Below are 23968 nucleotides of genomic sequence, written 5' to 3' on the forward strand. Positions count from 1 at the left end.
GATCCCAATTGTCAACCCATTGGTTGAATATAGAATGGCACGGCCTTCAGCCGAGCGGTGCCACGGCGCGCGGCCGCCGGTCGGGACCCATGGCGACAAAGGCGAAATTGGCCTCGGTGACCTTGTTCGCCTCGTCCGAATGCCGGTCGCGTGCCCAGGCTTCGACCGCGACCTGCATCGACGTGCGCCCGACCTTCAGCAGCCGGGCATAGACCGACACCTCGTCGCCGACGAAGACGGGGCGGTGGAAGGTCATGCCCTCCACCGCGATCGTCACCGCCCGGCCGCGCGCATGGTGCGACGCGACCGAGGAGGCGGCGAGATCCATCTGCGCCATCAACCAGCCGCCGAAGATATCGCCATAGACATTGGCGTTGGCGGGCATCGCGGTGACGCGCACCGCAGGGGAACCATCAGGCTGCATCATAGGCCCCCTTGACGCGCAGCCGCTGCGCCGCGGCGACCATCGCGATGAGGGCGGGGCGCACCTCGTCCCATTTGCGCGTCTTGAGCCCGCAATCGGGGTTCACCCAGATCTGCTCGGCGGGCAGACGCTGGCTCGCGAGTTTCAGCAATTGCGTCATCTCGCCCTCGGCGGGGGTGCGCGGCGAATGAATGTCATAGACACCCGGGCCGATCTCGTTTGGATAGGCATAGTCGGCGAAGACGTCGAGCAGCTCCATCTGCGAGCGCGCGGTCTCGATCGAGATGACGTCGGCGTCCATCGCGCCGATCGACGCGATGATGTCGTTGAACTCCGAATAGCACATATGGGTGTGGATCTGGGTGTCGTCGGCGACCCCCGACGCCGACAGGCGGAACGCCTCGACCGCCCAGTCGAGATAGGCTTGCCATTCGCCGCGGCGCAGCGGCAGCCCTTCGCGAAGGGCTGCTTCGTCGATCTGGATCACTGCCGCGCCTGCGCGCTCGAGGTCGAGCACCTCGTCGCGGATCGCGAGCGCGATCTGGCGGCAGCTCACCGCGCGCGGCTGGTCGTCGCGCACGAACGACCAGTTCAGGATCGTCACCGGACCGGTCAGCATGCCCTTCATCGGCCGGTCGGTCTGGTCCTGCGCATAGCGCCACCATTCGACCGTCATCGGCGCCGGGCGCGACACATCGCCATAGAGGATCGGCGGCCGCACGCAGCGCGAGCCATAGCTTTGCACCCAGCCACTCTGGGTGAAGGCGAATCCCGCCAGCTGCTCGCCGAAATATTGCACCATGTCGTTGCGCTCGAATTCGCCATGGACCAGCACGTCGATCCCGATTTCCTCCTGCCACTTGATCGCGGCGCGCGTTTCGAGGCGCAGATATTGGGCATAGGCGGCATCGTCGATCTCGCCCTTGCTATGCGCCGATCGCGCCTTGCGAACCTCGGGGGTCTGCGGGAAGGAGCCGATCGTCGTCGTCGGAAAGGCGGGCAGGGCGAGCCGGTCGCGCTGCAACGCGCGGCGGTCGGCGAAGGGCGAGCGACGCTCGACCATCGCCGCGTCGATCGCCGCCATGCGTTCCTGTACCGCCGGGTCGTGGATGCGCGGCGAACTGCGGCGCCTCCCGGCGGCGGCACGCGCAGCGGCAAGCGCGTCGGCCACTGTGTCCTCGCCTTCGTTGAGCGCCCTGGCGATCGTCGCCAGCTCGCCGATCTTCTGCACCGCAAAGGCCAGCCATTGCGCGATTTCGGGATCGAGCCGCTTTTCGAGCGCGAGGTCCACGGGCGTGTGGAGCAGCGAGCAGGACGGCGCGACGATGATATCGCGCGTCGCGGCGATCGGCGCGATGCGCGCCAGGATCGTATCGAGATCGGCGCGCCAGATATTGCGTCCGTCGATCACCCCCAGCGACAGCAGCATCGCCTTCGGCACGCGGGCGCAGATCGCGCCAAGCTGTTCGGGCGCGCGGACGAGGTCGATGTGCACGCCGTCGACCGGCAGTCCCGCGACGAGCCCGAGATTCTCGCCGAGGCCGCCGAAATAGGTGGTGAGCATCAGCTTGACCCCGGCGCCCGCCAGCCGCGCATAGGCGTCGGCGAAGGCGGCATGTTGCGCATGATCGAGGTCGAGGACGAGGCAGGGTTCGTCGATCTGGACCCAGTCGGCGCCGGCATCGGCAAGCGCGGTCAGGATTTCCGCATAGACGGGGAGCAGGGCGGGGAGCAGCGACAGCGGCTCGACCCCGCGCCCCTTCGCCAGCATCAGGTAACTGACCGGACCCAGCAGCACCGGGCGGGTGTGATAGCCGAGCGCCTTGGCCTCGAGAAACTCATCGACCAGCCGTGTCGACGACAGTCGAAAGACCTGCCCCGCTTCGAGTTCGGGCACCATATAATGATAGTTGGTGTCGAACCATTTGGTCATTTCCTGCGCGGTCGCGTCGAGGCTGTGGGTGCAGCCTTGATGGCCGGCGCCGCCCTGCGTGCCGCGCGCCATCGCGAAATAGGTGTCGAGGCCGACCGCGGCGCCGTCCCATCGGTATCGCGCCGGAATCGCGCCGACCATCGCCGAGGTGTCGAGCACATGGTCGTAGAGCGAGAAATCGCCCGAGGGCAGGACATCGGCGCCGAGCGCGCGCTGGCGCGCCCAGGTCGCGGCGCGCAGCGCGGCGGCGCCTTCGCGCAATTCCTCTTCATCCTTCTTGCCCGCCCAATAGCCTTCGAGCAGGAATTTCAGTTCGCGGCGCGGGCCGATGCGGGGGAAACCGAGCGTGGCGACGGTGATGGCCATGTCTTCAAACCTTGCGTTGGGCAAGGGACGGGCCGGACCACAAGCAACGGCCGATGCGTCCGGCAGGACAAGCCCGGGCGCAGCCATGCATGCGACCAGACCGGACACCCCGCCGGAGGACGTTATCTGACGAGGCAGGTCTCCTGGCTCACGGATCGACGCGGGGGTCTGGCCTTCCCGGTTCCTTGCCGAACCAGTGACACGTATCGACCACCGCTCACCGCTTACAGTTGCGGGGGCAGCGCCGGCCTTGCCCCGAAAGGCGCACCGGCTTCCCGTCTTAGCCCCATGTCCTGCCGGACGCGGGGAACCTCGACCAGCCTAGAATAGCTCCGACCGGCGAGCTGTCAATACGCATATAAAGATTTCTTTATATGTTGATCCGCGCACCACCCGCCGTTGCGAAGGGGGTCGCCAGCGTGATGGTTTTTCGCTTATGCTGGCGCGATGCTGACGATGATCCTTCCGGCGCTCGCGCTTGCGGCCCAGGCCGCCCCGGTCCCGCCCCAGACGACGCAATTGCCGCCGCCGATTCCGCCCATCGCCGGCCCGGCCGCGCCGCTGGTCGAGGTCGATACGCGCCCCTTTGTCGCACTTACCACCGACCTCGGCACGATCGTCGTGCGGCTCGAGGACAAGCGCGCGCCGATCACCTCGGGCAATTTCCTGCGCTATGTCGACGGCAAGCGCATGGACGGTTTCAAATTCTATCGTGCAACGCGCAACTGGGGTCCGGCGAACCAACTGGTCCAGGCGGGCAACCGCGGGGACCCGCGCACCAACTTCGCGCCGATCGCGCACGAGCCGACGACGACGACCGGACTCACCAATTGCAAGGGCGCGCTGTCGATGGCGCGGCTCTACCCCGGCGACGCGACCAGCGACTTCTTCCTGCTGCTCGGCGACATCAAGGGTTTCGACGCCGATGCGCCTGGCGGCGACGGCGCGGGCTTCGCGGTGTTCGGCGAAGTCGTTGCTGGCGCCGATGTCGCGGAGAAGATTTTCGCCGCGCCGGTCTCGCCGACCGCGGGCGAGGGGGTGATGCAGGGCCAGATGCTCGACCCGATGGTGACGATCAAGACCGCACGCCGCGTTCCGGCGCCCGCGAACGCGCCGGCGGGTTGCGTGGTCAAAGCGCCGTAATTCCGCGCCGACACCCCCATCATTTATTTTGCGTTCATCCGCGCTGTGGCTATACCGCGCCCATGACTCAGCGTCCCACCCTGCGCGCCTCGACGCGCCTGCTCGCCGCCGCCCTTGTGATCACCCCCCTGCTGGCCGCTTGTGCCGGGGGCAGCGGCGTCAAAAAGGACACGCGTTATGTCGCGCGCGACGTCAACACGCTGTACCGCGCGGCGCAGGACCGGCTCGACCGGAACCAATATGGCCTCGCCGCCGCGCTGTTCGACGAGGTCGAGCGCCAGCATCCCTATTCGCCTTGGGCGCGCCGCGCACAGCTGATGAGCTCGTTCAGCTATTATATGGACCGCGAATATGCGCCGGCGATCGAGGCTTCGCAACGATTCCTGTCGATCCATCCGGGCAACAAGGACGCGCCCTATGCCTATTATCTGATCGGGCTCAGCTACTATGAGCAGATCAGCGACGTCACCCGCGACCAGAAGATCACCCAGCAGGCGCTCGCCGCCTTGGGCGAAGTGATCCGGCGCTATCCTGACAGCCGCTACGCCGCCGACGCGCGGCTCAAGGTCGATCTGGTGCAGGACCACCTTGCGGGCAAGGAAATGGAAATCGGCCGTTTCTATCAGCGCAGCTCGAACTGGCTCGCCGCGTCGATCCGCTTCCGCGAAGTGACCGAAAAGTTCCAGTCGACGAGTCACACCCCCGAGGCGCTCTATCGCCTGACCGAATGCTATCTCGCCTTGGGCGTGCCGTCGGAGGCGAAGAAGTCGGCCGCGGTGCTCGGCGCCAACTACCCGGGCAGCAAATGGTATGAGCGCGCGTATCAGCTGATGCAGAAGAATGCGCCTTCCGCGTAACGCGCGGGGCGTGGATTCGCTTTTTGTTCTGATGTAAGGGCGGGTCATGCTGACGGCCCTGTCCATCGCGAATATCGTCCTGATCGAACGGCTCGACCTCGATTTCGCGGCCGGGCTCGGCGTGCTCACCGGCGAGACCGGGGCGGGCAAGTCGATCCTGCTCGATGCGCTCGGGCTCGCGCTCGGCGCGCGCGCCGACAGCGCGCTGGTCCGCCAGGGCAGCGACAAGGCCCAGGTAACCGCGAGCTTTGCCGCGCCGGCACCCGGCACCCCGCTTGCCGCGCTGCTCGCCGCAAACGATATCGGGATCGAACCCGGCGAACCCTTGCTCGTCCGCCGCACGCTGCGCGCCGATGGCGGCAGCCGCGCCTTTCTCAACGACCAGCCCTGCTCGGCGGCGCTGCTGCGCGAAGTCGGGGCGCATCTGGTCGAAATCCACGGCCAGCACGACGATCGCGGCCTGCTGGCGCCGGCGGGGCACCGCGCGCTGCTCGATACCTATGGTCGCTGCGACAGCGCGGCGGTCGCTGCGGCGCATGGCGAATGGCGCAGCGCCGAAATGCGTCTCGCAGCCGCCCGCGCGTCGCTCGACGAGGCCGAGCGCGATCGCGACTGGCTGACCCACTGCGTCGCCGAACTCGCGACCTTGGCGCCGCAACCGGGCGAGGAAGCCGAACTCGCCGAAGCGCGCAGCGCGATGCAGAAGGGCGAGCGGATCGCTGGCGATATGGGCGCGATCATGGCGGCGTTCGAGGGCAGCGATAGCGGCCCCGCGCAATTGCGCGCCGCGGCGCGTCGGCTCGACCGGCTCGCGGGTGACCATCCGCTGCTCGCCGAGGCGCTCGCCGGGCTCGACCGCGCGATCATCGAGGCCGACGAGGCCGAGCAGCGGCTGATCGAGGCGGCACGCGCGCTCGAATATGACCCGGCCCGGCTCGAAGAGACCGAAACGCGATTGTTCGAACTGCGCGCGATGGCGCGCAAACATCATGTCCAGCCCGACGAACTGGCCACCCTCGCGGGCGACCTCGCAGCACGGCTCGACGCGATCGAGGGCGGCAGCGAGGGCCTCGCGAGGCTCGAGGCCGAGGTTGCGGCGAAAGCCGCGGCCTACACCCATGCCGCGACCGCGCTGTCCGACGCGCGCAGCAAGGCGGCGGCGCGGCTCGACAAGGCGGTCGCGGGCGAACTGGTGCCGCTCAAGCTCGATGCCGCGCGCTTCCAGACGCTGGTCGAGCGCCTGCCCGCCGAACGCTGGGGCGCGGAGGGCATGGACCGCGTGGAGTTCCTGATCTCGACCAACCCCGGCGCACCCTTCGCGCCCTTGATCAAGATCGCGAGCGGCGGCGAACTCTCGCGCTTCATCCTCGCGCTCAAGGTCGCGCTGGCGGAGGAAGGCGGCGCCGACACGATCATCTTCGACGAAATCGACCGCGGCGTCGGCGGCGCGGTGGCAAGCGCGATCGGCGAGCGGCTGGCAAGGCTAGCGGGTGCCGGCAAGCAACTGCTCGCGGTCACGCACTCGCCGCAGGTCGCGGCAAAGGGCGCGGCGCATTTCCTGATCGCGAAATCGAGCGAGGGCACGGTGACGCGCACCGGCGTCCGCGCGCTCGACGAAGCCGAACGCCGTGAAGAAATCGCACGGATGCTGTCAGGGGCCGAGGTCACCGACGAAGCGCGGGCGCAGGCTGAGCGGTTGCTGGAGGTGGTGTAATGGCTGTGCGAGCACTGACACGCGCGCAGTTCGACGCCTGTTTTAAAGCGCCGATGCGCCTGCTCGACGATGCTACCCATTTGCCGGAAATCGACCACTACATCGACGAAGTGGTTGCCGCCGAAACGTCGCTCGAACGCGTTGGTAACATCCATTCGATTTATCGCGACGCCTCGGGTCGCGTGGACCAAGTGTTGATCGAGACCGAACGGAATGAGCGCTATCTGGTATTATTGATAGACGTTTCCCGCTCCGCTCTTTTTGGTCATTTCCTGCTCGACCTGAGCGAAGAATATGGAATCGATCGATGACCGAACCCACCACCACCCTCTGGCGTCCCGTTGGCCCCAAGGAACTCGCGCTGATCCGCGACAGCGGCATGCGCGCCTTTCCGCCGCGACTGCCCGAACAGCCGATCTTCTATCCGGTGACCACCGAGGATTATGCGATCAAGATCGCGCGCGACTGGAATGTCCGCGCGAGCGGCAGCGGTTATGTGACGCGGTTCGAGGTGCGCAAATCCTATCTCGACCAATATCGAGTCGAGGAAGCCGGTGGCCGCGCGCATCAGGAATATTGGATTCCTGCCGAGGATCTGGACAATTTCAACGCCGCCATCGTCGGCGAGATTGTCGTGACGCGCGAATATTGGCCCGACGACGCCGAATGACCGTCGCCCACCCCCTCGACCGCCCCGTCTGGAGCATGCTCACCGGCCGCCAGGCGCATCTGGCCGAGGGCGATCCCGGTTCGGCGGTACGAATCGACCGCGGCTATGGCGTGTTCGGCATCGCCGCCGACACCGGGGCCGAAGCGCAGGCGGCGCTCGCCGCGCACTGTCCCGTCGGCGAGGAATTGTGGATCGTCGAGGGTGAGCCCTGGCCGCTGCCCCCCGGCACGCGCGAAGTGAAGCGCGCCGTCCTGACGCAGATGGTCGCCGAAGGCCCGCCGCCCGCCCGGCGCGAAAACGAACCGTCGATCATCGCGCTCGGTGACGACGACGCTCCTGAAATGGCCGCGCTCGCCGACCATGCCAAACCCGGGCCATGGGGGCCGAAGACGCATCTCTATGGCCCCTTCTTCGGAGTGCGCGAGAATGGCCGCCTGCTCGCGATGGCGGGCCAGCGCATCCTCTTGCCTGGCATGGCGGAGGTCAGCGGCGTGTCGACGTGGGAGGATTGCCGCGGGCGCGGGCTGGCGCGCGCGCTGATCGGCCATGTCATGCGCGCGATGGTCGCGCGGGGCGAGACGCCCTTCCTCCACAGCTATGCGGACAATGCGGGCGCGATCGGGCTCTATGAATCGCTGGGTTTCCGCATTCGCCGCAAAATCCATGTGCTGGCGATCTCGCGGTGAACCGGCGCCAGCATCTCATCGCGCTCGCCGCCACGGCGGCGGCGCTGTTGCCGATCACGAAGCTGCGCGCCCTGGAGGCCATGATGGAAGAAGCCGACCCGCAATATGGCCTGATCGGCCAGATGATCGCGCAGCCCGGCCAGCGCGCGGCGCTCGCCGCGATCCTGTCCGAGGGGACCGGTGCCATGCCGGGCAACATCGCCTATCTGATCGGCGAGGACAGCGCCAACCCCGACGCGATCTGGATCGTCGAACTCTGGACCGACAAGGATGCGCATGCCGCGTCGCTCGCGCTGCCCGCGGTGCAGGAAGCGATCAAAAAGGGCCGCCCGCTGATCGCGGGATTTGGCACTCGCGCCGAGTTCAAGCCGGTGGCAAATAGCCGCGCATGACCGAGATGGAATCGCTGACCGAAGCCGATGCCGCCAACGAACTGATGCGGTTGGCAAAGACGATCGCCTATCATGGCAAACGCTATCATGCCGAGGATGCGCCCGAGATTTCGGACGCCGAGTATGATGCGCTGGTCCGCCGCAACACCGAACTCGAAGCCGCCTTCCCGCATCTGGTCCGCGCCGACAGCCCGAACAACCAGGTCGGCGCCGCGGTCGAGGCGTCGCCGCTCGCCAAGGTCACCCATGCCCAGCGCATGATGAGCCTCGACAATGCGTTCAGCGGCGAGGATGTCGCCGAGTTCGCGGCGCGGGTGCGGCGCTTCCTCAACCTCGGCGAAGGCGAGACGATCGCGCTGACCGCTGAGGACAAGATCGACGGCCTGTCCTGTTCGCTGCGCTACGAACAGGGCCAGCTGGTGCAGGCGGCAACGCGCGGCGATGGCCGCGTCGGCGAGGATGTTACGCCCAATGTGGCCACGATCGGAGATATCCCGCAGCAACTGAACGGCGACGTCCCCGACGTCTTCGAGATTCGCGGCGAGGTCTATATGGCCAAGACCGACTTTGCCGCGCTCAACGCGCGGCTGATGGAAGAAGGCCAGGCGCTCGCCGCGCAGCGCGAGGTCGCGTTCGACCCCGCCACCGTCCGCCAATTCGCCAACCCGCGCAACGCCGCCGCGGGGTCGCTGCGCCAGAAGGATGCGAGCGTTACCGCCTCGCGCCCGCTGCGCTTCCTCGCGCACGGCTGGGGCGAGGTCAGTGCCGTGCCCGCCGCCACGCAATTCGACATGATGCGGCTCATCGAAAGCTGGGGTGTCCCGGTGTCGCCCTTGTTGAAACGCTTCGACGGCGTCGAGGGCGTGCTTGCCCACTATCGCGATATCGAACGCCAGCGCGCCGAACTGCCCTATGATATCGACGGCGTCGTCTACAAGGTCGACCGGCTCGACTGGCAGGGCCGCCTCGGGTTCGTCGCGAAGGCGCCGCGCTGGGCGATCGCGCATAAATTCCCCGCCGAACGCGCGCAGACGACGCTTGAAGCCATCGACATCCAGGTCGGGCGCACCGGCAAGCTGACCCCGGTCGGGCGGCTGGTGCCGGTCACCGTCGGCGGTGTCGTCGTGTCGAACGTCACGCTCCACAACCGCGACGAGATCGGCCGATTGGGCGTGCGCCCCGGCGACCGCGTCGTCATCCAGCGCGCCGGCGACGTGATCCCGCAGGTCGTCGAGAACCTCACCCGCGCCGAAGAGCGCGCCGCGTATATCTTCCCAGACCATTGCCCGGTCTGCGGCAGCGAAGCGGTCGCCGAGGAGGGCGAGGTCGATGTGCGCTGCACCGGCGGCCTCATCTGCAACGCGCAGAAGTTCGAGCGCCTGCGCCATTTCGTCAGCCGCGGCGCGCTCGATATCGAGGGGCTGGGAGAAAAAAGCATCCAGGAATTTCTCGACCTCGGCTGGCTCGACAAGGGGCCGGCGGATATTTTTCGGTTGAAGGCCCACCGCGACGAACTGCTCACCCGCGAGGGGTGGAAGGAAAAGTCGGTCGACAATCTTTTCGCCGCGATCGAGGCGAAGCGGCAGCCCGACGCGGCGCGATTGCTCTTCGGCCTCGGCATCCGTCACGTCGGCGCGGTGACCGCGCGCGACCTGCTCAAGGGGCTCGGCGACATCGCGCGCCTGCCCGAAAAGGCCGCCGAATTGCACGGCTGGCTCGACGCGAACCCGCAGGGCGAGGGTGAATCCGACGGCAAATATGGCACCCGCAAGCTCGAGGCGATCAAGGCGATCCTTGAAGTCCGCGCCGACGGCATCGGTCCCGCGGTCGCCGAAGCGCTGGGCGATTTTTTCCACGAATCGCACAACCGCGACCTGTGGGACGACCTGCTCGGCGAAGTGTCGCCCCCGCCCTACATCGTCGAGACGCGCGAGAGCGAGGTGTCGGGCATGACAATCGTCTTCACGGGCAAGCTGGAGACGATGAGCCGCGACGAAGCGAAGGCGCAGGCCGAAGCGCTCGGCGCCAAGGCGGCAGGCAGCGTCAGCGCCAAGACCGACCTCGTCGTCGCGGGCCCCGGCGCGGGATCGAAACTCAAGCAGGCGGCGGCGCTCGGCATCCGCGTGATCGACGAGGCCGACTGGGCGACGATCGTCGCGGCGGCGGGTTGAGCGACATTTCCACCCTCGTCACCCCGGACTTGATCCGGGGCCTGCCTGTCTTGAAGAAAAAGGCGGGTCCCGGGTCAAGCCCGGGATGACGAAGATTAGGGCGATATCAACCGGTGCGCGGCATCACAGACGGCGCGGCCCAAATGCCGTGAGGGGGAAACATGGCCAAACGTGATTATCTGAACGCCCTGATGCGCGATCTCGAATCGCATACCGAAGTGCGACGGTTCGGCAGCGGGTGGCTGTCGGGCTTTTTCGCGCTGCTGTTCGCGGTCGTCGGATTCGGCTTGGTGATCGCGCTGCGTTTTCCCGACTGGTTCGCCACCCCCGAACTGGCGATCGTCAAAAATTGGGGCGGGTTTCGCGGGGTCGTCCACCTGATCCTGCTTGCGAGCTACGGCCTCGCGCTGCTCAGCCTGTTGCTCCGCCCGCGCAAGGTGCTCGGCGCCACCGCGTTGATGATCGCGCTCGCCGCCGCGCTGATCGGCGGCGCCAATGTCCAGCCCGCCGAGACGCGCGACTGGGGGATTTTCTTCGGGCTCGACTTCTTCGTCGTCAACCTGCTGATCACCGGCTTCATGTTCGCGCCGCTCGAACGCGCCTTCCCGCATCGCCGCGCGCAGCGCCTGTTCCGCACCGAATGGCGCGAGGACCTCTTCTACTATCTGGTCAGCACGATGTTCGTGCAGGTGCTCGGCTTCCTCGCGCTCGCGCCGCAGCAGTTCGTCAACGAGCATACGAACAGCTGGGACGCCTTCCGCGCCGGGGTCGCGTCGCTGCCGTGGATCGTGCAATTCGTCATCGTGCTGATCGCGTCGGATGTGGTGCAATATTTCTTCCACCGCACCTTCCACCGCTACCCCTTCCTCTGGGGCTTCCACGCCGTCCACCACAGCGCGAAGTCGATGGACTGGCTCGCGGGATCGCGGATGCATTTCATCGAGATCATCCTGCTCCGCGCGATCACCTCGCTGCCTTTGTTCACCCTCGGTTTCTCGCCGTCGGTGATGCAGGCCTATATCGGCTTCGTCTATGTCTGGTCCTCGCTGCTCCACGCCAATGTCGGCGGCAATTTCAACCGGGTTGGACACTGGATCGCGACCCCGCGCTTCCACCACTGGCACCATGGGCTCGAACGCGAAGCGTTCGACGTCAATTTCGCGATCCATTTCCCGTGGATCGACAAGCTGTTCGGCACCTTTCATCTGCCCAAGGACCGCTGGCCCGAAAACTACGGCATCCCCGAGGATGTGCCGAAAAACTATTGGGGCCAACTGCTCTACCCGTGGACGCGCACGGGCAAGAAGACCGACGAGACGCCGGCCGAATAAATCTTCGTCATTGCGAGCGAAGCGAAGCAATCCCGAGTGAGCGGCAACTGCTCTGGATTGCCTCGCTCCGCTCGCAATGACGCGCTTGATAATGCGAGGCCACTTGTCACTGCACAGCGGTCGCCATAAGGCCCGCCGCATGGGCCTCCTCGCCGCCTTTCGCCGTCCGGGCATCCTTCTCCTGCTGCCGCTGCTGCTCGCGCTCGCCGCGCGCATCATCGTCGCGCCGGGCTGGATGATCGAGACCGACGCGTCGGGGACGATCACCGTGCGCGTCTGTTCGGACCCGGCCAATCCGGGCGCGACGATGACGATCCCGATCGAGAAAATCGCCGGCCATGACGGCGAGCCGCAGCAGCATTGCCCATGGGGCGCGCTCGCGGTGGCACCGATCGTCCCCGCCGAACCCGCGCTGCCGACCGCGCCGGTCGCGCTCGAGCCGTCGCCCGTCGCGATCCCGTCGCTCGGCTTTGCCCCCGGCATCGCCTCGCCGCTGCCGCCGAGCACCGGACCACCCGCCTTCGTCTGATCCAGCCTGAATTGCCGTCCGCGCATCCCGCGCGGCGCGGCGCGTGCCTGTATCCCAAGCGAAGGAAATTTCATGAACAGCCGTACCCATCGGGCGGCGCCGTTGCTGGCGCTCGTCCTCTCGCTCGTCCCCGCCGCCAGCCATGCCGAAGAGGCGGGCGAAGACCAGACGATCATCGTCACAGCACCCGAACTGACCGACGATGCCGAAGCACGCGCCGCGCGCACCCCCGGCGGCGTCGACGTCGTCACGCATCGGGACTATGCGGACAAATCGATCATGTCGCTGCGCGACACGCTCGCCTTCTCGCCGGGCGTCTATCTCCAGCCGCGTTACGGGCAGGAGGTACGGATTTCGATCCGCGGCTCGGGGCTGTCGCGCGGCTTCCACATGCGCGGGCTGACGCTGCTGCAGGACGGGGTGCCGATCAACCTCGCCGACGACAATGGCGATTTCCAGGAACTCGAACCGATCTTCTTCGACCATCTCGAGGTCTATCGCGGCGCCAACGCGCTGCGCTTCGGCTCGGGCACGCTCGGCGGCGCGGTCAATGGCGTGACCCCGACCGGGCGCACCGCCGAAGGGATTTACCTGCGCGGCGATGTCGGCAGCTTCGACAGCGTGCGCGGGCTCGTCTCGGCGGGCGTCGCCAGCGAGCGCGTTGACGCATGGGGCGCGATCAGCGCCGACACCTCGGATGGCGACCGCGACCATGCAAAGCGGCGCAGTCTGCGCTTTCAGGGCAATGTCGGGTTGAAACTGAGCCGCGTCGTGAGCACGCGCTTCTATGCCAGCATCAACAATATCAACCAGCAACTCCCCGGCGCGCTGACGAAGGCCGAGGCGCTGACCACCCCGGGCAAGGCGAATGCGGGCGCCGTCGCGGGCGATCAGGGCCGCGATATCGACTCGCTGCGGCTCCAGAACCGCACCAGCCTAGATTTCGGCGCGGTGAAGCTCGACGTCGGCGGCTTCGTCAACGCCAAGTCGCTGCATCACCCGATCTTCCAGCTCATCGACCAGAAATCGACCGATATCGGCGGCTTTGCGCGGCTCGACTATGCGACGGGGCCGGTCGAGGTCACCCTCGGCGGCGAAATCCGGCGTGGCCGCACCGATGCCCGCCAGTTCGTCAACAATGGCGGCCGGCGCGGTGCGCTGACCTTCGACGCCGACCAGAAGGCACAGACCGCAACCCTCTATGGCGAGCTGCGCGTGCGGCCGGTGGAGACGCTGACGATTGTTGCGGGCGGCGTCTATGCCGACGGCTGGCGTGCGCGGCGGGTCGATTTTTCGGCGACCGCCGCGACCGCCGGGCGGATCGACTTCGACGCCTTCTCGCCGAAACTCGGTCTGCTCTTCGAACCCGCCGATCACATCCAGGTCTTCGCCAACTACAGCCGCTCGGCCGAATTCCCGGGCTTCGGCGAGGTTTTCCAGACGGTCGGATCCCCGCCGACAAGCGCCGTCGTGTCCGACATCCGCCCGCAACGCGCCTGGACCGCGGAAGTCGGCACGCGCGGCACGATCGGTTTCGCGGCGTGGGACATCGCCGCCTACCGCGCGACGCTGACGGGCGAAATGCTGCAGTTCGCGACCGGCAGCGACATCCCCGCCGCGACCTTCAACGCCGGCCGCACGCTGCATCAGGGGATTGAGGCGTCGCTCGACCTCAACCCCGCACCATGGCTGCGGCTGCGGCAAATCTATAATTACAGCGACTTTCGTTTTCGGGGCGACAGCCAGTTCGCGAACAATCGCCTGCCGGTGGTCCCGAACCATGTCTATCGCGCCGAACTGCGGGTTGGCACCGACGCGCTGCATATCGCGCCGAACCTCGAATGGGTTCCCGACGGCCCCTTCGCCGATTACCGCAACCTGGTGCGCACGCCCGGCTATGCGCTGCTCGGCTTCACCGGCGGCGCGCGGGTGGCCGAGGGCATCGATGCCTTTGTCGATGTCCGCAATGTCACCGGCAAAAAGGCGATCGGCGACATCAGCGCGGCGATTGTCGTGACGCCGACGTCGGCGATCTATTATCCCGTCGAACGGCGCGCCGTGTCGGCGGGCATCCGCGCGCGCTTCTGACACGCCGCTTGGTACCTCCGGTCAGCCCGCCGCGACCTGCGGAATGGCTGACCGGGGCACTGCGCCCGGGATATCGGCGTCCATATCCTTGTTCTCGGGAAAGATCGGCCACAGCAGTTGCTGGCCCAGCGTCGCCGGGGGCAGGTTTTCGACGCCATAGCTGACGGGATAGCTGCGGGTGATCTTGGCGGTGCCGAACAGCACGTCCCAGAAGAACAGCAAATTGCCGAAATTTCCCTTATAATGGACCGCGCCGTCGCTGAGGTGGCGGCCGTGGTGGGCGTGATGCGTCGCCGGAGTGCTGATGACGCGCTCGACGACCCACATCAGCGGCGACAGCGCCTTGATCCGGTACAGCGGCCTGTCCCACGCGAAATCGCTGTGCGCGCCGATGATCACGGCCATCTTGACGACCAGATAGCCGGCATAGAACCAGCCGAGTCCAAGATAGACCAGAATCCCCGCGAACCAGATACTCGGCATCATCGCATAATAGAGGATGTTGTTCCGATAGACGAGCCGGACGCTCATATAGCGCGCATTATGGTGGGCGCGATGGAGGTTGTAGAGCCAGGAAAAGCTGTGGCTCGCACGGTGCCACCAATATTGCATCATATCCTCGAAGACGAGGAACAGCGCGAGCGCGGCGAGGAAGGGAATGCCCGCCAGCGCATTGGCGTACTGTGGGACCAGCGCCTGGCCGATCGCACCGACCGTGAACAGGATCAGCGGCTGCGTCACCACCAGCAGCATCAGGGTGCTGACGACTTCGAGGATGCCGTCGTGGCGCGTCTGTTCGTCCTTGGCGAACAATCGGGTGCAGGCGAGTTCGAGCAGCGCGAAGCTCAGATAGATCGCCATCACGACCAGACTCGATTGGGCGCTTGTCAGCTGCATGTCGCGGCACTCCCATGGCCATCGGCAAGTCGTTGCTTGCCATGGCGCCGACCTTGCCACAGTGTCGCGACCCGGAATGCAAAGAACTTATCATTTTGCGATGGCCGAGCGATCGACCCTGTCGCCGCACGAGCTGGTTCAGCTGATCGCAAGTGCGCGCGTGCGCGATTTTGCCGACGGCCAGTTCGTCCAGCATCAAGGCGATCCGGGCGACGCCTTTTGGGCGGTCGTCGACGGACATGTGACGATCGGCCGCTTTGCCGAGGACGGTGGTTTCACCCATTTCGGGGTGATGGGGCGCGGCGACATGTTCGGCGAACTGGCCTTTTTTACCGGTGTGCCGCGACAGGTCGACGCGCTCGCCAGCGGCAGCGCGCGGCTCGTCGCGGTCGACCGGCCGTTGCTGCGGCAATTGATGGCCGCCGACGTCGGCTGGGCCGAGCTGCTGCTGCGCAGTCTGTCGCGGCAGCTAGCGTCGACGCTCGACATCATCGATTCCGAACGGCGGCTGTCGACCCCCGATCGGTTGCTCGCGATGCTGCGTGCGATGGCGGCCGACAGCGCCGGCGGCGATCGGATCACCGCGACCCAGCAGCAGCTCGCCGACCTGCTCGGCGTGTCGCGCGTGACGTTGGGCGCGGCGCTGCGTATATTGGCGAGCGCCGGGCAGGTCGAACGCGGCTATGGCCATATCCGCCTGCTGCGGCTCGACGGAGACGGTTTCATTTGAAACCTTTTCCTGCTAGGCGTGTCCCATGAAAGACGGCTTCACCCACGTCCATGAAACCCCGCCGCCCGGCGCTGCGGCCGACTGGACGATTGCTCAGAACTGGGACGCCTTCACCGCCGACGAACATGCGATGTGGGACCGGCTTTTTGCGCGCCAGTCGGCGATGCTGCCCGGCCGCGCGTCCGAAGCCTTCCTGCGCGGCATCGACGTGCTGCGGCTCGAAAAACCGGGCATCCCCGACTATCGCGAACTCAACGCGCGGCTGATGGCGGCGACGGGGTGGCGGGTCGTCGCGGTGCCGGGGCTCGTCCCCGACGAGGTGTTTTTCGACCACCTCGCGAACCGCCGCTTCCCCGCGGGCAATTTCATCCGCACCCCGCAGCAGCTCGACTATCTGGAGGAACCCGACGTCTTCCACGACGTGTTCGGCCATGTCCCGATGCTCGCCGACCCGATATTCGCCGACTATATGGTCGCTTATGGCGAGGGCGGGCTGCGCAGCCTGAAATTCGACGCGCTCAAACAGCTTGCGCGGCTTTACTGGTATACCGTCGAATTCGGGTTGATCCGCGAAGCGGGGGGCCTGCGCATCTATGGCGCCGGCATCGTGTCGAGCTACGCCGAAAGCGTCTTCGCGCTCGACTCGGACAGCCCGAACCGCATCGGCTTCGACCTCGCCCGCGTCATGCGCACCGATTACCGGATCGACGATTTCCAGCAGAATTATTTCGTCATCGACAGCCTCGACCAGCTGCTCGATACGACGGTGAACACCGACTTCGCGCCGCTCTATGCCGCGAACGACGCGCTGCCGCCGATCGCGATCGCCGACATCCTGCCCGGCGACGAAGTGATCACGCGCGGCACGCAGGACTATGCGCTCGCCAAGAGCGGCTGACCTCAATCCCGGTCCTTGCGGACCTCCGATACCAGCCGGCGGCGATGCTGAAAGGCTTCGCGGTCGGGCGGCAGGCTGTAAATGCCGCGCAGCAGCGCGGCGTCGTTGTCCGATAATTCGCGGCGCCCCGCCTCGCCGTCGAACAGCGCCATGATCGAATCCTCGGGCGGCGGCGGCCTGCTGCTCAATTCGGCGAGCGCGACCATCGCCGCATAGGACGCGACCGAGTCGAGCAGGGTCCCGTCGGCCTTTTCGGCATCGATGATTACCGTCGCCGACCGCAGCGCACGCACGACCTGAGTGCTGACGATGCTGCTGTTATATTGCCGCACCACCCCGGACGCCGCGGGCATTCCGTCGCGGCTCTCGTCGCGGGTGCTGTACCACCAGCGGATCGCGCCATCGCCCTCGACCAGCCGTTCGCGGACGACGGGCGACAGCGCCGCGGCCTGTCGCGGTGATTTGGCGAAGATCGCGCGGGTCAGGCCCTCGCCGTCGTCGGTGAAAATGACGGCGATGTTGGGGACGCACGCACCGGATGCGACGGGCGCGCCCGCCGATGCCGCGACCGCACGGATCCGCTTGTCGACGATCGCCGCGACCGCGTCATCGACGCCGACCGTGCGCGGACATATCGGCATGATCCACCGCGCGACCGGCTCGAGCCGGGCCACACCGGCGCGGCGCACAAATTCGGCGGCGCGTTTCCGTTCCTCGGCTGCGGTGATCGGGGTTCCCGTCACGACGATAGGGTCGGGATCGCTGCCGGCGGCGGCAAGCAGGGCGAGGGCGGCGATCAGGCTCATGGCAGGTCTCCCGGTGACGCGGTGCCAAGCCTAGCAAATTACCGGAGAATTTCCAGCACCTGACTTACCAGCTCCCGAAACTCGCGTCCGACGGGCTCGCGCGGTGAAAGGCGCGCTCCTTGCGCCGCCAGCCGTAACGGCGGCGCTTGACCAGCAGCAGGCACGGCCATTCGGCGCTGCCGCCGCGCGCGGCGAGGCGAAATCCTTGCGCGCGATAGGCGGTCAGCACCGGCTCCATCTGCCGCGCGATCAGCCCGGCAAGGATCGCATGGCCGCCCGGCGCGGTGACGCTCGCGATATCGGGGGCGAGGGTGATCAGCGGCCCCGCGAGGATGTTCGCGATGACGAGGTCATAGGGCGCGCGATGCCTGATCGCGGGATGGTCGGTCCCCGGCGCGACCGCGACCGCCAGCCGCCCGCCGCCGCGGCCGAGCGGCACGCCGTTGATGCCGGCATTGTCTTTGGTGACGAAGATGCTCGCCGGATCGATGTCCGATGCGATCGTCCGTGCGCGCGGCCACAGCGCCATGGCGGCAAAGGCGAGCAGGCCGGTGCCGGTGCCGATATCGGCGATGTTGCGCGGCACGACACCCTCCCGCGCCATAAGGTCGAGCATCGCGAGGCAACCCGCGGTGGTGTCGTGCCCGCCGGTGCCGAACGCCTGGCTCGCGTCGATCAGGAAGGATGTACTGCCCGGTGGCACGCGGTCGGCAAAGCTGCTGGTGTGGACGAAGAATCGTCCCGCCTGCACGGGCTCGAGTCCTTGTTGCGAGAGGGTGACCCAGTCCTCGTCGGGCAGTTCCTCGATCACCGGCTTCGCGCCTTTGGCGCTCGGCGCCAGCAACTGCAGCAATTCGACCAGCGCTGCGTCCGGCCGTTCGTCCATATAGGCGTCGAGTTGCCACTGCCCGGCATCCTCGTCGATCTCGCGCGTCACCACGACGGGGGCATCGGGCCGCGTGTCGAGTTCGGGAATGTCGCCCGACAGCGCCTCGGCCTCGGCGCGGGTGCAGGGGAGCGAGACGATCCAGCTCATTTCGCCGCGGCTTCCTTCGCCAGCCGGTCGTCGAGCCGCTTTGCGGCGCCCTCGGCATAGGTCTTGCACGCACTCGCGTCGACCAGCGGGGCCTCGCCCGCGAGTCGATCGAAGAGGTTGCTCGCCGACGGATGCGGAGTGATCAGCAGGTCGCACGGCAAAGTCGGCACCTTGGCAAAGGTCGCGCGCAGCATCGCAACATAGTCGGGGTGGTCCGAAAAGCGATAATCGTCGGCGGACACCGCGCTCAGGCTATCGACATAGGCGATCGTCCGGCAATCGCCCGCCTCGCACGCGCGCCAGGTCCAGCTTGTGCTGCCCGGCGTATGCCCCGGCGTCGCGTGGATCGTCAGGCTGATGTCGCCGATCGGCAGGCGCTCGCCATCCTTGAGCTCGCGCGATACCTTGACCCCGGCGAAGGGCGGGATCGCACCACGCTGCGGATCGATCGCCTCGGGCTCGCCGCTGGTCAGCGTCGCCACCGCCTCGTGCCGCGCCAGCACCGCGGCGCCGGTCGCATCCTGCAGCGCCTTCAACCCGCCGACATGGTCGAGATGCTCGTGGCTCGCGAGCAGAGTGCGGACGTTCTTGGGGTCGAAGCCGAGCGCGCGGATATTGGCGAGGATGCCCGGTGCGGCCTCCGCGGTCGCACCGTCGATCAGCACCAGCCCGTCGGGGGTCGCGATCAGCAGCGCAGTGATGCCGCAGGTGCCGACATAATAGGTGTTGCCGAAAATCTTCGCGGGGGGGGCGGCGTCGCTCCACCCGTCGCGTCCTTCGCACGCGGTCGCGAGCGCCTTGCCGGTCGGAGCGGGCGCGGCGGGGGCAGGGGTTCGCTGCGGCGTGCAGCCGGCGAGCGCCAGCGCGGCGAGGATGGCGATTCTAGCGGACATAGCTGGCTCCGTTCACGTCGAGCACCGCGCCGGTCATCGATGCGGGCGCGTCGATCGCGCACCAGCGCGCCATTTCGCCGACTTCCTCGGGCATCGCGACGCGGCCGAGCGGAATGTCGGCAAGCAATTTGTCGCCGCCGCGGCTCTCCAGATACTCCTCGGCCATGCCGGTCATCGTGAAGCCGGGACAGATGGCGAAGGCGAGGATATTCTCCTTCGCATAAGCGCGCGCGATCGTTTTTGTCATCGCGATCATGCCCGCCTTCGACGCGGCATAATGCCAATGCGCAGGGCTGTCGCCACGATGCGCGGCGCGGCTCGCGATATTGACGATGCGGCCCTCGGACTTCCGCTGCTTCCAGTGCAGCACCGCCAAACGGCAGAATAAGGCGCTCGCGGTCAGGTTGATCTGCTGCGTGCGGTTCCAGTTGGCGAGCCAGTCGGTTTCGTCGGCGTCGATGGGGTTCGCCTCGAACACGCCGGCGTTGTTGATCAGCACGTCGATGCGGCCATCGAGCTCTGCAAGCGCGCGGGTCCAGATGTGCCCCGGCACGTCGGGGTCGGCAAGATCGCCGTCGGCGCTCGACAGCGCGACGACCTTGGCCGTGTCGGAAACCAGCGCTTCGGCGATCGCGGCGCCGATGCCGCGGCTCGCGCCGCTGATCAGGATATGGGTTTGCATGGCCCGCCCTTAAGCGGACCCCGTCACCTTGCCAAGCATGGGGTCGGTATGCCGGTCAGGCAACGCGGCGGCTGAACTCGCTCGCGGCCTGTTCGAGCGACTGCAGCCGCTCGCCCATCTTGGCGAATTCGTCGCTCAGCACGCTGATTTCGCCCGCGACCATGCCCGAATCGTTGCGGATGCTGGCGATCGTCGACGACATCGAATCGGCGGCGAGCGCGGTTTCGTCGACCGCGGCGGTGATCGAGGTGACCGTCTGCGCCTGCGCGTCCATCGCGTCGCGGATACGCTGCGCCGAATGCTGGACCTCGACGATCGTCGCCTGGATCGACTGGTTGGCGGCGACCGAACCCCTGGTCGCCTGCTGGATCGCCGTGATCTTGCCGGCGATATCGTCGGTCGCGCGCGCGGTTTCGTTGGCGAGGCTTTTCACCTCCTGCGCGACGACGGCAAAGCCGCGACCCGATTCGCCCGCGCGCGCCGCCTCGATCGTGGCGTTGAGCGCGAGCAAATTGGTCTGGCCCGCGATCTCGCGGATCAGGCCGAGGATCGATTCGATCGATTCGGCGTGGTGCGACAGCGCTTCGGACATGGCGACGGCTTCGCCCGCCTGTTCGGAGGCGCGGATCGCGACGTGCGAGCTGGCTTCGACCTCGCTGCGCGCATCCTCGATCGCGCGGATCAGCCCCGCGGCGGTCGAGGCGGCTTCGCGCATCGCGATCGCCGATTGTTCGGATGCCGCGGCGACTTCGCTCGTCTTGGCGATCATGCCCTTGGCGGCATGGTCGGCCGAGGCTGCCTGCCTGGCGAGTTCGCGGCGCACGCCGTCGGTTTCCTGGACCAGCGAGGCGATCGACTGGTCGAAATCGCCGGCCAGCGCCAATCGCTCGCCCGAAATGACCGCGCGGTTCAGCTTCTCGGCATAGGTTTCCATGATGTCGAATTCGAGCAGCGCGAGCCGGTTGATCGCCGCGCACAGCCGGGTCAGCCGCGCGGCATCGCCGGCGCAGGCCTCGACCACATAATGATAGGCCAGCCGCTGGCTCTCGCCGATGCACGACAGGACCGATGCCAGCGGCACCCCGACGCGCAGCGCCATATGGGTGTTCTGGCACGCGATTGTCGCCGCGGCCTGGCCGTCGGCATGGGCATATTTCTCGCGCATATGTTTCGCGCTGCCGGCGATATAGCTGGTCAGCAGGTCGCCCTCGACCTTGCGTTCGACGAGCGACAGGCCGTTGAAGGCATCCCAGTAAGCGCGCGCCATCTCGGGCTCGTGCCCGGTGACGATCGCCGCGATTTCGGCGCCATCGGTCGCCAGTTGGCCATCGAGATCATAGAAGGGGAAGCGATCCGACATCAGGATCGGATCAATCTGCTGCTTATGAATCGGATTTTCCTTCACCATGATCCTGCTTCCCTCACATCGTTCGTGGCGCGCGGCGCTGCCGTCCGCTGTCACCGGCGAAAATCATGACCGATCTATGTGGGGAAGGGGTAAATTCGGCGTTAACCAGCGCTGCGAAAAAAATGCGCGTCAGCCCTCGCCGCGCACCGGATAGCCCTCGAACGCCTTGATCGTGCGCAGCGCGAAGGCACTGTGCATCGCGGCGACGCCGGGCAGCCGCGATAGGCAATGGCGGTGCAGCCGGTCGAAGTCGGCGACATTGCGCGCCGCGACGCGCAGCCGGTAATCCGATGCACCCGACAGCAATTGGCACTCCAGGATCTCGTCGAAGCTCTTCACCGCGCTCTCGAACGCGGTCAGCGCTTCCTCGCTCTGCGAGGTCAGGCTGATGTCGACGAAGACGTCGAGCCCGAGGCCGATCTTGTCGGGGTCGAGCCGCGCGGCATAGCCGGCGATGATCCCGTCGCTCTCGAGCGCGCGGATGCGGCGGTGGCACGCCGACGCCGACAGGCCGACGCTTTCGCCGAGCTCGACCGCGGGACGCGGCCCCTGTCGCTGCAGCAGGTCGAGAAGCTTGCGGTCGATCCGATCCAACATAAAGCGCTCCAAGGCGATTTCGCGCACAATTTGTGCGCGCTTGTCGGGGAATGGACCATGATATGCAAGCACCTCGCGCGGCGAAGCTGCTATATCGGCGGCAGAGAGTCGTCGGCAACGCGAGGGGCGATCGGCGGCCACCCGGCATTGGAGAGCGACGCATGATCATCGGCACCCCCAAGGAAATCAAGAATCACGAATATCGCGTCGGCCTGACCCCAGAAAGCGCGCGCGAGCTCCACGTCCACGGTCACCGCGTGCTCGTGCAGACCGGCGCCGGCGAAGGCATCGGCGCGCACGACCGCTATTATGTCGAGGCGGGTGCCGAGATCGTCCAGACCGCCGAGGAAATCTTCGCGACCTGCGACATGGTCGTGAAGGTCAAGGAGCCCCAGCCCGTCGAGCGCGCGATGCTCCGCCCCGGGCAGATCCTTTACACCTATCTCCATCTCGCCCCCGACCCCGACCAGACGCGCGACCTGATGGCGTCGGGCGCGGTGTGCATCGCCTACGAAACCGTCACCAGCCCGCACGGCGGCCTGCCGCTGCTGAAACCGATGAGCCAGGTCGCGGGCCGGATGTCGATCCAGGCCGGCGCGACCGCGCTCGAAAAGGCGCACGGCGGCCGCGGCGTGCTGCTCGGCGGCGTGCCGGGTGTGGCGCCGGGCAAGGTCTGCATCATCGGCGGCGGCGTCGTCGGCTTCAACGCGGCGCAGATGGCGGCGGGGCTCGGCGCCGACGTCACCATCCTCGATCGCGATCCCGAAGTACTCGAACGCGTCGGCACCTTTTTCGAGGCGCGTGCCAAGACGCGCTTCTCGAATCGCGCCAACCTCGCCGAATGCGTCGCCGAGGCCGACCTTGTCATCGGCGCGGTGCTGATCCCCGGCGCCGAGGCTCCTAAGTTGGTCACCCGCGACATGCTCGGCACGATGCGCCCGGGTTCGGTGCTCGTCGACGTCGCGATCGACCAGGGCGGCTGCTTCGAAACCAGCCATGCGACGACCCACGCCGACCCGACCTATGTCGTCGACGGCATCGTCCATTATGCGGTCGCCAACATGCCCGGCGCGGTCGCGCGCACCAGCACCTATGCGCTCAACAACGTCACCTTGCCGCACGCGCTGCGCATCGCCGACCTGGGCTGGAAAGAGGCGCTGAAACGCGACGTGCATCTTGCGCAGGGACTCAACGTCTGGAATGGTAAGGTGACGTTCGAAGCCGTAGCCGAAGCGGTCGGGACGGACTATGTGCCTGTGGAGCAGGCACTGCTGTGACAACAAGGACTTGAGACTAAAATGACCCCCAGCGAAGACCTCCCCGAAACCGGCACCGGCGAAGAAAGCGAAAACGAAGTCCTGCGCGCCGCCCGCGAACTTCAGGCGCAAAAGGAAGCCGCCGAGGCGACCGAGGCCGCCGACAAGGAAGCGACAGGAACCGGCAAGAAGGCCGGCTGGAAAACCGCCGCAGCCGCGGCCGGCATCGGCATCGGCTCGGCGGCGGTGCTCGCCGCGCTGCTCTACGCCAACCGCGGGAAGATCAAGTAAGGCGCCCTCCTTTAGGCGGGGCTGAACAAGCTTCAGATATGACTTCTGCTGCCGGGTTGGGAGAGGGCCATCTCCCATTCCCGTTCGTGTCGAGCGAAGTCGAGACACCCCGAGGTCGTGCGCTGCAGATGGATGTCCCGACTTTGCTCGACACAAAGGGTGCTCAGACG

General features: G+C 66.8%; 24 protein-coding genes and 1 riboswitch. Of the genes, 15 read left to right on the forward strand and 9 right to left on the reverse strand.

Annotated features, from left to right (window positions below; translation table 11 throughout):
- Nucleotides 1-46: 46 nt before the first annotated feature.
- Together EEB18_RS13950 and metE are read right to left on the reverse strand one after the other, a co-directional pair.
- Nucleotides 47-424, reverse strand: coding sequence for an acyl-CoA thioesterase (locus EEB18_RS13950; RefSeq protein ID WP_056345765.1), 378 nt, complete (start codon nucleotides 422-424; stop codon nucleotides 47-49).
- Nucleotides 414-2723 (reverse strand): 5-methyltetrahydropteroyltriglutamate--homocysteine S-methyltransferase, encoded by a 2310-nt coding sequence (gene metE / locus EEB18_RS13955; RefSeq protein WP_187141159.1) that lies wholly within the window; start codon nucleotides 2721-2723, stop codon nucleotides 414-416. Before metE ends, EEB18_RS13950 begins: the two co-directional genes overlap by 11 nt.
- Nucleotides 2724-2838: 115 nt before the next feature.
- A riboswitch (cobalamin riboswitch) is annotated at nucleotides 2839-3053 on the reverse strand.
- A gap of 117 nt (nucleotides 3054-3170) precedes the next feature.
- Here metE and EEB18_RS13960 point away from each other — a divergent pair.
- The 11 genes from EEB18_RS13960 (at nucleotide 3171) to EEB18_RS14010 (ending at nucleotide 14304) form a co-directional block, all read left to right on the forward strand.
- The gene (locus EEB18_RS13960; RefSeq protein WP_056345769.1) at nucleotides 3171-3866 is read left to right on the forward strand and encodes a peptidylprolyl isomerase; all 696 of its coding nucleotides are present in this window, start codon (nucleotides 3171-3173) and stop codon (nucleotides 3864-3866) included.
- 62 nt (nucleotides 3867-3928) lie between these two features.
- Nucleotides 3929-4723: an outer membrane protein assembly factor BamD gene (locus EEB18_RS13965; protein WP_056345771.1), complete on the forward strand. Its 795-nt coding sequence runs from the start codon at nucleotides 3929-3931 to the stop codon at nucleotides 4721-4723.
- Between the two features lie 46 nt (nucleotides 4724-4769).
- On the forward strand, nucleotides 4770-6437 hold the full coding sequence (gene recN / locus EEB18_RS13970; RefSeq protein WP_187141160.1) for a DNA repair protein RecN: 1668 nt from the start codon (nucleotides 4770-4772) through the stop codon (nucleotides 6435-6437).
- Complete coding sequence (locus EEB18_RS13975) at nucleotides 6437-6748, forward strand: hypothetical protein (protein WP_187141161.1); 312 nt, start codon at nucleotides 6437-6439, stop codon at nucleotides 6746-6748. Before recN ends, EEB18_RS13975 begins: the two co-directional genes overlap by 1 nt.
- Complete coding sequence (locus tag EEB18_RS13980) at nucleotides 6745-7107, forward strand: ADP-ribosylation/crystallin J1 (RefSeq protein WP_187141162.1); 363 nt, start codon at nucleotides 6745-6747, stop codon at nucleotides 7105-7107. The genes EEB18_RS13975 and EEB18_RS13980 overlap by 4 nt, the downstream gene beginning before the upstream one ends.
- Complete coding sequence (locus EEB18_RS13985; protein ID WP_187141163.1) at nucleotides 7104-7793, forward strand: GNAT family N-acetyltransferase; 690 nt, start codon at nucleotides 7104-7106, stop codon at nucleotides 7791-7793. Before EEB18_RS13980 ends, EEB18_RS13985 begins: the two co-directional genes overlap by 4 nt.
- Entirely contained in the window at nucleotides 7790-8185 is a 396-nt protein-coding gene (locus EEB18_RS13990; RefSeq protein ID WP_262407932.1) for a putative quinol monooxygenase, read from the forward strand. Before EEB18_RS13985 ends, EEB18_RS13990 begins: the two co-directional genes overlap by 4 nt.
- Entirely contained in the window at nucleotides 8182-10356 is a 2175-nt protein-coding gene (gene ligA / locus EEB18_RS13995; RefSeq protein ID WP_187141164.1) for an NAD-dependent DNA ligase LigA, read from the forward strand. The genes EEB18_RS13990 and ligA overlap by 4 nt, the downstream gene beginning before the upstream one ends.
- A gap of 161 nt (nucleotides 10357-10517) precedes the next feature.
- On the forward strand, nucleotides 10518-11687 hold the full coding sequence (locus EEB18_RS14000) for a sterol desaturase family protein (protein WP_187141165.1): 1170 nt from the start codon (nucleotides 10518-10520) through the stop codon (nucleotides 11685-11687).
- Between the two features lie 139 nt (nucleotides 11688-11826).
- Nucleotides 11827-12216: a hypothetical protein gene (locus EEB18_RS14005; RefSeq protein ID WP_187141166.1), complete on the forward strand. Its 390-nt coding sequence runs from the start codon at nucleotides 11827-11829 to the stop codon at nucleotides 12214-12216.
- Nucleotides 12217-12288: 72 nt separating this feature from the next.
- Entirely contained in the window at nucleotides 12289-14304 is a 2016-nt protein-coding gene (locus tag EEB18_RS14010; RefSeq protein ID WP_187141167.1) for a TonB-dependent receptor family protein, read from the forward strand.
- Between the two features lie 21 nt (nucleotides 14305-14325).
- On the opposite strand, the gene EEB18_RS14015 is transcribed toward EEB18_RS14010, so the two are convergent.
- The gene (locus EEB18_RS14015; protein WP_187141168.1) at nucleotides 14326-15201 is read right to left on the reverse strand and encodes a sterol desaturase family protein; all 876 of its coding nucleotides are present in this window, start codon (nucleotides 15199-15201) and stop codon (nucleotides 14326-14328) included.
- 100 nt (nucleotides 15202-15301) lie between these two features.
- On the opposite strand from EEB18_RS14015, the gene EEB18_RS14020 reads away from it, so the two are divergent.
- Together EEB18_RS14020 and phhA are read left to right on the forward strand one after the other, a co-directional pair.
- The gene (locus EEB18_RS14020) at nucleotides 15302-15931 is read left to right on the forward strand and encodes a Crp/Fnr family transcriptional regulator (protein WP_187141169.1); all 630 of its coding nucleotides are present in this window, start codon (nucleotides 15302-15304) and stop codon (nucleotides 15929-15931) included.
- Nucleotides 15932-15956: 25 nt separating this feature from the next.
- Nucleotides 15957-16829: a phenylalanine 4-monooxygenase gene (phhA, locus tag EEB18_RS14025; protein WP_187141170.1), complete on the forward strand. Its 873-nt coding sequence runs from the start codon at nucleotides 15957-15959 to the stop codon at nucleotides 16827-16829.
- Nucleotides 16830-16831: 2 nt separating this feature from the next.
- On the opposite strand, the gene EEB18_RS14030 is transcribed toward phhA, so the two are convergent.
- From EEB18_RS14030 to EEB18_RS14055, 6 genes are all read right to left on the reverse strand, one after another.
- Nucleotides 16832-17635, reverse strand: coding sequence for a hypothetical protein (locus EEB18_RS14030; protein WP_056345794.1), 804 nt, complete (start codon nucleotides 17633-17635; stop codon nucleotides 16832-16834).
- Nucleotides 17636-17699: 64 nt separating this feature from the next.
- Nucleotides 17700-18671 carry a 50S ribosomal protein L11 methyltransferase gene (locus tag EEB18_RS14035; protein ID WP_187141171.1) on the reverse strand — a complete coding sequence of 324 codons (972 nt, stop codon included), beginning with the start codon at nucleotides 18669-18671 and terminating at the stop codon, nucleotides 17700-17702.
- A complete protein-coding gene (gene bla / locus EEB18_RS14040) occupies nucleotides 18668-19564 on the reverse strand; it encodes a subclass B3 metallo-beta-lactamase (protein WP_187141172.1) in 897 nt (298 codons plus the stop codon). Before bla ends, EEB18_RS14035 begins: the two co-directional genes overlap by 4 nt.
- The gene (locus EEB18_RS14045; RefSeq protein WP_187141173.1) at nucleotides 19554-20246 is read right to left on the reverse strand and encodes an SDR family NAD(P)-dependent oxidoreductase; all 693 of its coding nucleotides are present in this window, start codon (nucleotides 20244-20246) and stop codon (nucleotides 19554-19556) included. The genes bla and EEB18_RS14045 overlap by 11 nt, the downstream gene beginning before the upstream one ends.
- Nucleotides 20247-20301: 55 nt before the next feature.
- Nucleotides 20302-21654: a methyl-accepting chemotaxis protein gene (locus tag EEB18_RS14050; RefSeq protein ID WP_187141174.1), complete on the reverse strand. Its 1353-nt coding sequence runs from the start codon at nucleotides 21652-21654 to the stop codon at nucleotides 20302-20304.
- Nucleotides 21655-21783: 129 nt separating this feature from the next.
- Nucleotides 21784-22251 carry an Lrp/AsnC family transcriptional regulator gene (locus EEB18_RS14055; RefSeq protein WP_187141175.1) on the reverse strand — a complete coding sequence of 156 codons (468 nt, stop codon included), beginning with the start codon at nucleotides 22249-22251 and terminating at the stop codon, nucleotides 21784-21786.
- Between the two features lie 161 nt (nucleotides 22252-22412).
- On the opposite strand from EEB18_RS14055, the gene ald reads away from it, so the two are divergent.
- Nucleotides 22413-23528: an alanine dehydrogenase gene (gene ald / locus EEB18_RS14060; protein ID WP_056345804.1), complete on the forward strand. Its 1116-nt coding sequence runs from the start codon at nucleotides 22413-22415 to the stop codon at nucleotides 23526-23528.
- Between the two features lie 21 nt (nucleotides 23529-23549).
- Nucleotides 23550-23798, forward strand: coding sequence for a hypothetical protein (locus EEB18_RS14065; protein ID WP_187141176.1), 249 nt, complete (start codon nucleotides 23550-23552; stop codon nucleotides 23796-23798).
- The last annotated feature ends 170 nt before the right edge of the window (nucleotides 23799-23968 follow it).

The sequence above is a fragment of the Sphingopyxis sp. OPL5 genome (genome assembly GCF_003797775.2).
Lineage (GTDB): Bacteria > Pseudomonadota > Alphaproteobacteria > Sphingomonadales > Sphingomonadaceae > Sphingopyxis.

Coding starts and splice junctions, on each gene's coding strand:
- EEB18_RS14030 (WP_056345794.1), bottom strand. CDS start 17,635: ATGAGCCTGATCGCCGCCCTCGCCCTGCTTGCCGCCGCCGGCAGCGAT.
- EEB18_RS13965 (WP_056345771.1), top strand. CDS start 3,929: ATGACTCAGCGTCCCACCCTGCGCGCCTCGACGCGCCTGCTCGCCGCC.
- EEB18_RS14005 (WP_187141166.1), top strand. CDS start 11,827: ATGGGCCTCCTCGCCGCCTTTCGCCGTCCGGGCATCCTTCTCCTGCTG.
- EEB18_RS14000 (WP_187141165.1), top strand. CDS start 10,518: ATGGCCAAACGTGATTATCTGAACGCCCTGATGCGCGATCTCGAATCG.
- EEB18_RS14050 (WP_187141174.1), bottom strand. CDS start 21,654: ATGGTGAAGGAAAATCCGATTCATAAGCAGCAGATTGATCCGATCCTG.
- EEB18_RS13950 (WP_056345765.1), bottom strand. CDS start 424: ATGCAGCCTGATGGTTCCCCTGCGGTGCGCGTCACCGCGATGCCCGCC.
- EEB18_RS14065 (WP_187141176.1), top strand. CDS start 23,550: ATGACCCCCAGCGAAGACCTCCCCGAAACCGGCACCGGCGAAGAAAGC.
- ligA (WP_187141164.1), top strand. CDS start 8,182: ATGACCGAGATGGAATCGCTGACCGAAGCCGATGCCGCCAACGAACTG.
- metE (WP_187141159.1), bottom strand. CDS start 2,723: ATGGCCATCACCGTCGCCACGCTCGGTTTCCCCCGCATCGGCCCGCGC.
- EEB18_RS14035 (WP_187141171.1), bottom strand. CDS start 18,671: ATGAGCTGGATCGTCTCGCTCCCCTGCACCCGCGCCGAGGCCGAGGCG.
- EEB18_RS14015 (WP_187141168.1), bottom strand. CDS start 15,201: ATGCAGCTGACAAGCGCCCAATCGAGTCTGGTCGTGATGGCGATCTAT.
- EEB18_RS13985 (WP_187141163.1), top strand. CDS start 7,104: ATGACCGTCGCCCACCCCCTCGACCGCCCCGTCTGGAGCATGCTCACC.
- EEB18_RS14045 (WP_187141173.1), bottom strand. CDS start 20,246: ATGCAAACCCATATCCTGATCAGCGGCGCGAGCCGCGGCATCGGCGCC.
- ald (WP_056345804.1), top strand. CDS start 22,413: ATGATCATCGGCACCCCCAAGGAAATCAAGAATCACGAATATCGCGTC.
- recN (WP_187141160.1), top strand. CDS start 4,770: ATGCTGACGGCCCTGTCCATCGCGAATATCGTCCTGATCGAACGGCTC.
- EEB18_RS14010 (WP_187141167.1), top strand. CDS start 12,289: ATGAACAGCCGTACCCATCGGGCGGCGCCGTTGCTGGCGCTCGTCCTC.
- EEB18_RS13980 (WP_187141162.1), top strand. CDS start 6,745: ATGACCGAACCCACCACCACCCTCTGGCGTCCCGTTGGCCCCAAGGAA.
- bla (WP_187141172.1), bottom strand. CDS start 19,564: ATGTCCGCTAGAATCGCCATCCTCGCCGCGCTGGCGCTCGCCGGCTGC.
- EEB18_RS13960 (WP_056345769.1), top strand. CDS start 3,171: ATGCTGACGATGATCCTTCCGGCGCTCGCGCTTGCGGCCCAGGCCGCC.
- phhA (WP_187141170.1), top strand. CDS start 15,957: ATGAAAGACGGCTTCACCCACGTCCATGAAACCCCGCCGCCCGGCGCT.
- EEB18_RS14020 (WP_187141169.1), top strand. CDS start 15,302: ATGGCCGAGCGATCGACCCTGTCGCCGCACGAGCTGGTTCAGCTGATC.
- EEB18_RS13975 (WP_187141161.1), top strand. CDS start 6,437: ATGGCTGTGCGAGCACTGACACGCGCGCAGTTCGACGCCTGTTTTAAA.
- EEB18_RS14055 (WP_187141175.1), bottom strand. CDS start 22,251: ATGTTGGATCGGATCGACCGCAAGCTTCTCGACCTGCTGCAGCGACAG.